The organism is Vibrio sp. V43_P6S15P86, from assembly GCF_009904725.1.
GTDB classification, from domain to species: Bacteria; Pseudomonadota; Gammaproteobacteria; order Enterobacterales; family Vibrionaceae; genus Vibrio; species Vibrio diabolicus.
This window is the reverse complement of record NZ_WXWT01000306.1, coordinates 1-6,784: the sequence shown is the minus strand read 5'-3', so window position 1 is coordinate 6,784 and position 6,784 is coordinate 1. Positions and strand designations below refer to the sequence as shown.

At 46.6% G+C, this 6,784-nt stretch carries 7 protein-coding genes; 2 read left to right on the top strand and 5 right to left on the bottom strand.

Annotated elements, in window-relative coordinates:
• Together CAG69_RS13600 and CAG69_RS13595 are read right to left on the bottom strand one after the other, a co-directional pair.
• A partial coding sequence (locus tag CAG69_RS13600; protein ID WP_161444675.1) for a DUF2955 domain-containing protein occupies window positions 1-980 on the bottom strand: 980 nt, incomplete at its 3' end.
• Window positions 981-989: 9 nt separating this feature from the next.
• Window positions 990-2,054: an HlyD family secretion protein gene (locus CAG69_RS13595; protein WP_161444673.1), complete on the bottom strand. Its 1,065-nt coding sequence runs from the start codon at window positions 2,052-2,054 to the stop codon at window positions 990-992.
• A gap of 99 nt (window positions 2,055-2,153) precedes the next feature.
• On the opposite strand from CAG69_RS13595, the gene CAG69_RS13590 reads away from it, so the two are divergent.
• Both CAG69_RS13590 and CAG69_RS13585 read left to right on the top strand, forming a co-directional pair.
• A complete protein-coding gene (locus CAG69_RS13590; protein WP_005494676.1) occupies window positions 2,154-3,014 on the top strand; it encodes a LysR family transcriptional regulator in 861 nt (286 codons plus the stop codon).
• A 150-nt stretch (window positions 3,015-3,164) separates the two neighbouring features.
• Window positions 3,165-3,707 (top strand): isochorismatase family protein, encoded by a 543-nt coding sequence (locus tag CAG69_RS13585; protein WP_161444671.1) that lies wholly within the window; start codon window positions 3,165-3,167, stop codon window positions 3,705-3,707.
• 39 nt (window positions 3,708-3,746) lie between these two features.
• Here the strand turns inward: CAG69_RS13585 and CAG69_RS13580 are convergent, their stop codons facing one another.
• The 3 genes from CAG69_RS13580 to CAG69_RS13570 form a co-directional block, all read right to left on the bottom strand.
• Window positions 3,747-4,643 (bottom strand): 1-aminocyclopropane-1-carboxylate deaminase/D-cysteine desulfhydrase, encoded by an 897-nt coding sequence (locus tag CAG69_RS13580; RefSeq protein ID WP_161444669.1) that lies wholly within the window; start codon window positions 4,641-4,643, stop codon window positions 3,747-3,749.
• A gap of 101 nt (window positions 4,644-4,744) precedes the next feature.
• Window positions 4,745-6,046, bottom strand: coding sequence for a sensor histidine kinase (locus CAG69_RS13575; protein ID WP_161444667.1), 1,302 nt, complete (start codon window positions 6,044-6,046; stop codon window positions 4,745-4,747).
• Entirely contained in the window at window positions 6,043-6,720 is a 678-nt protein-coding gene (locus CAG69_RS13570; RefSeq protein WP_161444665.1) for a response regulator transcription factor, read from the bottom strand. Before CAG69_RS13570 ends, CAG69_RS13575 begins: the two co-directional genes overlap by 4 nt.
• Window positions 6,721-6,784 lie beyond the last annotated feature (64 nt).

The following is a 6,784-nucleotide window of genomic DNA, read 5'->3' as shown; positions in this document are numbered from 1 at the left end:
AACATCACACGTATCCAGTGATGCACCACCCACATCACCATCGCGGTGAGCAGAACCGCAACGAAAATCGAGCTGAAACGGTACAAGATCGAAAAGAATGCGTCTTTTTGTTCTGGCACCAACGAGGTCGTCAGCGGAACCGATAGGGCAGACATGGCAGAAAACGCGATAGCTGCTTTAATTTGCCCCTTGGTGAGCCACAAGCAGAATGGCCCCATCGCAATGGTAAAGGCGAGCCAAAAGAGTAGCCCATGCCCATACCAACTGCCCAATATGAGCTGAACAGCCATCCCTGCGATGCAGCCTAGTGCGGTGCCGATGATGCGAATTTTTGCCATGGCGAGCGAGCCCGCTAAAGTCATTGGGGTTAGGATGATCAAAATGGAAGCTTGTGCGGACAGCGAGTCATATAAGTCCGCTACTTGGAATACAATAAACGCCGCCATCGCCACTACCCAACCCATGGCAACTTGGCTGATGTAGTCAATATCGCTTTTTACTGGGGTCGACATCTCAATGTGCTCGGCGGGGGATTTTGGCTCCGGGAACAACCAATACGCGAATGCGCAAACAAAAATATTGCTGAACGCCATCACCCACATGTTGACGTTGAACTCTTCAATATCCATGAAGTTATAGCTGGCAAAATTCAACACAATTGAACCCACCAACAGCCCCATGTAACCAAACAAATAGGTTTTCTGGTTCATCATTGCAATGCACTTGAACAGCATCATGATTCCGACGGCAACGGTCATTAATGTTGGATGAAACTGCAAGTATTCCAGCAAAAATGTGGCTTGTATGGTTGTCCACACCGCAGAGAAAAACACGATCAATAAAGCCGAAATATTAAAGTTGTCCATTCTGCCTAATATAAACAGCGGCATCATGATGGCAAAAAATCCGTAAGACCAACCGAAGATCATGCTTAGCGCGAGCCCTAAAGAGCAGCCGAACCAAATTCGTAAGGTTTTCATTGTCGCCGCCTAGTAAATGAAGTGGAACCAGCTTGCGAGGTGAATCTGTGCTTGCGCCATCAACTGCCAGAAAATGCTGTTGTCTGGGTACAAAACAATGGTAGCGCGAGAGCCGACAAACAGGGCTGGTGGTAACTCTTCGCTGCTGGTTAGGTTCACTCGTGTACGCTGCGCATCACGTACCCAGCGGTTGTTCACTTCCACTTTGGTTAGTGCGCCATTAGGCGTTTGTTGTGCGGCTGCTACACCGTAATCGCGGCTAGCTAAATCAAAGTCGTACACCGAACCTGGGTTGGCATCAAATGTGACCAAGGCGTGGAAAGTCTTGTCTACGTTCGCGACGGATTTTTCACGAAAATCAGCGGCTACCCAGAGTGATCCAGTTGGTACAAACGTCAGCAATGGCATGTTGGTGTTTGCCATCGTGCCAACTTCTAGTTGCAGGTTGGTCACGACACCATCACTGGGAGCGAGTACCGCGGTATTTGCTAAATCAAGTTGCGCCTTTTCGATGCCGTTTTTGGCAATTCGAACGGCGGTGCTTTGACCTTTTTGATCGCCTAATTGCGCTTCAATGACTTTTAAGTTTTGTCTTTCCGTTTTAAGCGCTGCACGTGATACCTGATTTTGGGCAAAGGCATTATCGAGTGTCGATTGAGAGATGACTTTCTGCTTCGATAGTGTCAGTAAGCGGGTGTACTCGCGGTGCGCATTATCAAATGTCGCTTGGGCGCGGGCAATATTGGCAAGAGCGGCTTCGCGTTGAGAATACAGCGTTGCTTCTTTTTCATAAGCGGATTGCAGAGACAGCTCCGCCTGTTCAAGCGCTATCTTGTATTTACGATCATCAATCGTAAACAACACATCGCCTTTTTGAACGGACTGGTTATTCTCGATGAGAACGTCGGTCACTTTACCAGATACCTCGGGCGCGACTTGGACAACGTATCCTTGCACTCGTCCTTCGGTCGTTAAGGGGGCGTGGCGGTCAGCAATGATAATGTACAAAAATAGTACGATGAACAGGACAATCAAAGTTCGCATCCAGTGTTTGAATTTTTGGTCAGCCGTCATTACAAGTTCCGTTAAACATATTGGATAGCGGATTATAGAGAAGTCACTCACAATTCAGTAGAATGATAATACGAACATAAATGACCTAAAAATAGGACAATGAACGTTAGTTTTGATGATATTTACCTATTCACTCAGACGGTGGTTCACGGCGGTATAAGTGCAGCGGCAGAGGCGAATCAACTACAACGCTCAAAAGTGAGTCGTCGCCTGCAAGAATTAGAGAAATCGCTCGGGGTACAGCTTTTGATCCGCACAACACGCAGCATTGAGTTGACGGAGCACGGGAAACGCTTGTTTGAGTTAGTGGGGCAGCCTATTGACCATATTCAGCAAGGTTTAAATGCCATGCACGAATATCAACAAGAGCTGACGGGCAAGGTGCGTTTAGCCATTCCTTCCGCATTGATGAGCTCTGCCGCGTTTAACGCGATCATCACCGAGTACACAACGCGGTATCCGGATATTTCGGTCGAGATTGAAAACCATCAAGAGAGTGTCGATCTCAAGCGTCAATCGTTTGATTTACAGCTTCTTCCGAGCGTGGTCAAAGTCACCGATGACAGCTATGTGCAGTTCAGTCTTTTGCCTTATCGTAGTCACTTTGTTGCGTCAAAAGCCTATCTAGAATCGCATCCGCCAGTAAAAACGGTGGAAGATCTTAAGCAGCATCGCCTTTTAACTAATCGTTACAATGCCGATTTGCTCGATTCAGATCTGCATGTGGCGTTGCGCTCGGACGACCTCAACTTGCTGCGCTCGATGGCGATAGCAGGAAACGGCATCGCGTTTATTCCACAAATTCATTCTAAGCCTGCATTGCGAGATGGTTTGTTGGTCGAGGTGCTGCCTCAATTTGCGCATCCGAAGCAGCATCTTACTCTGATTTATCCCTCTGCCTTATTTCTGCCTAATAAAGTCAAAGCCTTGATTGAACTAATTCGAGAGAAATTTAAATAGTCAGTTCAAACCACACTTAACTAAGGGCAAATGTGTGAGCGAAGGTCATCTTTCTAGGTTTTATTGCTCTAACATGAAAGGGTTCTGATACATTAACTATTGCTCAACTTGTTGAGTATGGTTTGTGGTCACACAAGATAGGAGATGGAAATGTTATCGAAAGGAAACACGGGCCTGATTGTGGTGGATGTTCAGGGGAAACTCGCTACATTAATGCATGAAAGCGACGCACTGATTGAAAATATCACGAAACTGGTAAAGGGTGCCAAAGCACTAGATTTGCCTATTCTGTGGCTAGAACAGAATCCAGAAAGGTTGGGCCCAACCGCGGAGCCGATTCGTGAAGTGCTTGAAAGCACGCATTTACCTATTACCAAGTACACGTTTGATGGCTGTAAAGAGGCGACGTTTAAGGTCGCGGTGGAGAACGCAAAAGTGGATATCTGGTTGGTTTGCGGTATTGAATCTCACATTTGCGTCTATCAAACCGCGGTTTCTCTGCGCCAGTCCGGTTATCGCGTTGAATTAGTCACGGATTGTGTATCTTCCCGAACCGCTGCCAATAAAGCGCTCGCTCTTGCGAAGCTAACCGCTAACGGTGTGGTGCTTACTGGGCTAGAAATGTGCTTGTATGAAATGGTCGAAGATTGCCGAGCACCTGAATTCAAAAAAATTCTGGCGCTCATCAAATAGTGGAATCACTGTAATCAGCAACAACTTTATTTGAACACGCTATTCAAATTCTCGTTGATATCTTGGCAACATCGATTCGTTGCCAAGTAACCCGCTTTGGTGAATATAAATCACCGTTTTATCTGTGTTCTCTTCCAACCAAGGGGTGAGGCATTGCCACATATACGGGTCGTATAACAGGTCAAATTCGAGGTCGGTTTGCTCAAAGAGCGCTTTCCATGTAATGTAATCTTCTTCGTACAAGCGACCAAAATGGTGTTTGTTGCGCACGGTTAAAATGGTTGGGTGGCTGTTTTCACCGAGCTGGTTGAACTGCTCAGTTAAGTAATCTGCATTGCCTACGCAAGGGCAAGTTAGCACTTCTATGCCGTGTGGGCTTAAATGTTTATGAAGATATAAAGCGGTCGTGCCAGTGCCTGATGGCAGGGCGACGGTAAACTGTTCTTTACCTCTCAATCGCGTCCAATCAAGAATTTCTCGTGCTAACTGTTTGATGCCAGCTTCAGCGAGGTGGGAACGTCCACCCTCTGGAATCAGCAATGTCGACTCATCTAATCTTCGTACCTGGTGGATGTATTCACTAGGGTGGAGCTCGCTACCGATGTCTTGCATGGCGGTGATTTTCATACCCAAATCGAGAGCGCCGCGATAGTTTCCGATGGGGGAGCTTTTTAGCCAAGATGGAATGTGATGAACATAAAACTCAAATGCCCAACCTTTAATCTGGGCGAGAGCCGCTAGCGAGTACATGGCATTAGATTGAGCGGAGCCAAAGCTTATTAACGTGGTGATGTCGGGATTTTGCTCTTCCATTAACGTCATAAACTTACGTGCTTTGTTCCCAGAAAAGTGGGAGTGGAGCATGTCGTCACGTTTAAGGAAAAATTTGCGCCCATTAAAGCTATGTTGGGTGATAGGACTTTCTGAGAGTTTCATGTCGATGCTGACGGAATAAACCGTGTCACCTTTGCCATTTAAAAAGGTGGCACAGTGTACCCGTTATTGAATGAAGATCAAAAGTATCGAGATCTTGTGTTCTACATTTCTTCGTCTTGCGACTCGCCATCAGTTACCTCGGTTGAAAGATCGATAGTAGCCACGCAGCCGTCATTTGGATGTGTATCAATAGTGAATTGCCAGCCATAGCGTCGGCATAAGTCGTCCACAATCATGAGTCCCAAACCATGGCCTTCGGCATCTGGCACGGAAGAGAAGCCTTCGCCTTCATCTCTCACCGACAGTGTGGTATCGGTCATGGTGATATGAATCGTTCCCGCTGACGTGGCGGCAATGCCGTTGCGAATTAAGTTACTCAACGTAATGTTAAGAACTGCAGTGGTCGCTTTGGTTTGCGGATGCCCCAATATTTGTACATTAAATTCCAGCGATTTTTCATCGGCTTGCGCTTGGCTAAGAGCAACGATGTTGTGAAGCTCTTGCTCTGATATGGTTCGAACGGGGCTGTCGTCGGTGTTGCGTTCATATCGCACCAAACCCAACAAAGCATCAACCATGGTCGACATCTGCAAAGTGGCATCTTGAATACGGCCAATCTGACGCTCTTGAAACGGCGTGCTTGGGCTTCTGGCTAGCAGGCTGCTCGAGCCTTTCATTACCGTTAGTGGCGTTCTCAGCTCATGACTGGCATATCGTGCAAAAGCTTGTTCACGTTTAATCACTTGATTGATTTGATGTCGATATTCATTAAGCTGATTTGCGAGCGTTTGGAATTCATTTGCAGAGCCTTCAGGGACAACAAATTTTTGTGTGGTGTCACCTTGATGGCGGTCCAGTTGCGTTTTAAGGGCACTGACAGGTTCAATGAGACGCAGAGAAAGTCTCGATAATAGGCTGCCAAAAATCAAAAGTAACCCGATTACAACCGCAAGCACCATAACGAGAACAAACATGAACTCGTTAGATGTAATTTCTATCTCATCAATCAGAGAGATCAGAATAATAGGGTGTTCCTCTCCACCTTGCGTGTAGGTGCTCATGTAAATCATGCGAGTGTCTGGTTCGTCAGCAACTTCAGCGAGAAAGTATTTTTTATCTTGAATGAAGGGTTGATAGAGCCCAGGAACGAGATTGATGTCGTTGTATGCCATTGTCAGTAAATCAAGCTTGATCATTCCGTCGCCAGGATGACGCCTAAAATGCTCAATCGCTTCTTTCTTGTCGATTATAATTCGTCGTTCACCGACGCGATCTTCCGACCACAACAACGCGCCACTAACAAGTGCGAAGCACAGCAGACCAATCACAATCGACACCAACAGGAAGAAGAGTTCGAGGCGTCCAGTTAAGCTTTGTGTGTTGTTAAATAAGCGGCGAATCATGCCCTCGGCTCCAAGCGGAAGCCGACTTTAGGGATGGTTTTCAATAAATGTTCTTCAAAGGGTTTATCGAGTTGACCGCGCAGTTGATAAATGTGGCTGCGCAAAACGTCATTGTTTGGCTCATCTTCTTGCCACAATCGGAAAGCAATCTCCTCACGTGTGACCACTTCTGGCGCGTTTTTCACCAGCATTTCTAGAATCGTGTACGTGGTTGGATTCAACGCCAACAGCTTATCTTGACGGTAGGCTTGATGCGTTTTTTGATCGATAGACACTTCGCCATACTGAATTTTTGTAGAGGCAACCGTACCGCGGTAGCGTTTAATCAATGCAGTCATGCGTGCTTCAAGAATATCGAGATCAAACGGTTTGGTGAGGTAGTCGTCGGCGCCGTGTTGGAAGCCTTTGAGCATGTCGTCTCGGCTATCAAGTGCAGTCAACATCAACACCGGAGTGTTATTACCCGCATCGCGCAGCTTGTTGCACAGTGTTAGGCCATCCATGCGCGGCAGCATGAGGTCGAGCAAAATGATGTCAAACGCATTATCCATCGCCAGTTTTAAGCCTAGCTCACCGTTGTCGGCGTAATCCAGCTGCATGCCAGCACACTCAAAATAATCGAACAACATTCCCGCTATTTCACGATTATCTTCTACCAAAAGTACACGTTTCATTTATTCTTATCCAATCTCGATAAATTCGAATGTTGATCTTAACGAACATTATTCACTATAGGTG

Coding starts and splice junctions, on each gene's coding strand:
- CAG69_RS13590 (WP_005494676.1), top strand. CDS start 2,154: ATGAACGTTAGTTTTGATGATATTTACCTATTCACTCAGACGGTGGTT.
- CAG69_RS13575 (WP_161444667.1), bottom strand. CDS start 6,046: ATGATTCGCCGCTTATTTAACAACACACAAAGCTTAACTGGACGCCTC.
- CAG69_RS13570 (WP_161444665.1), bottom strand. CDS start 6,720: ATGAAACGTGTACTTTTGGTAGAAGATAATCGTGAAATAGCGGGAATG.
- CAG69_RS13595 (WP_161444673.1), bottom strand. CDS start 2,054: ATGACGGCTGACCAAAAATTCAAACACTGGATGCGAACTTTGATTGTC.
- CAG69_RS13585 (WP_161444671.1), top strand. CDS start 3,165: ATGTTATCGAAAGGAAACACGGGCCTGATTGTGGTGGATGTTCAGGGG.
- CAG69_RS13580 (WP_161444669.1), bottom strand. CDS start 4,643: ATGAAACTCTCAGAAAGTCCTATCACCCAACATAGCTTTAATGGGCGC.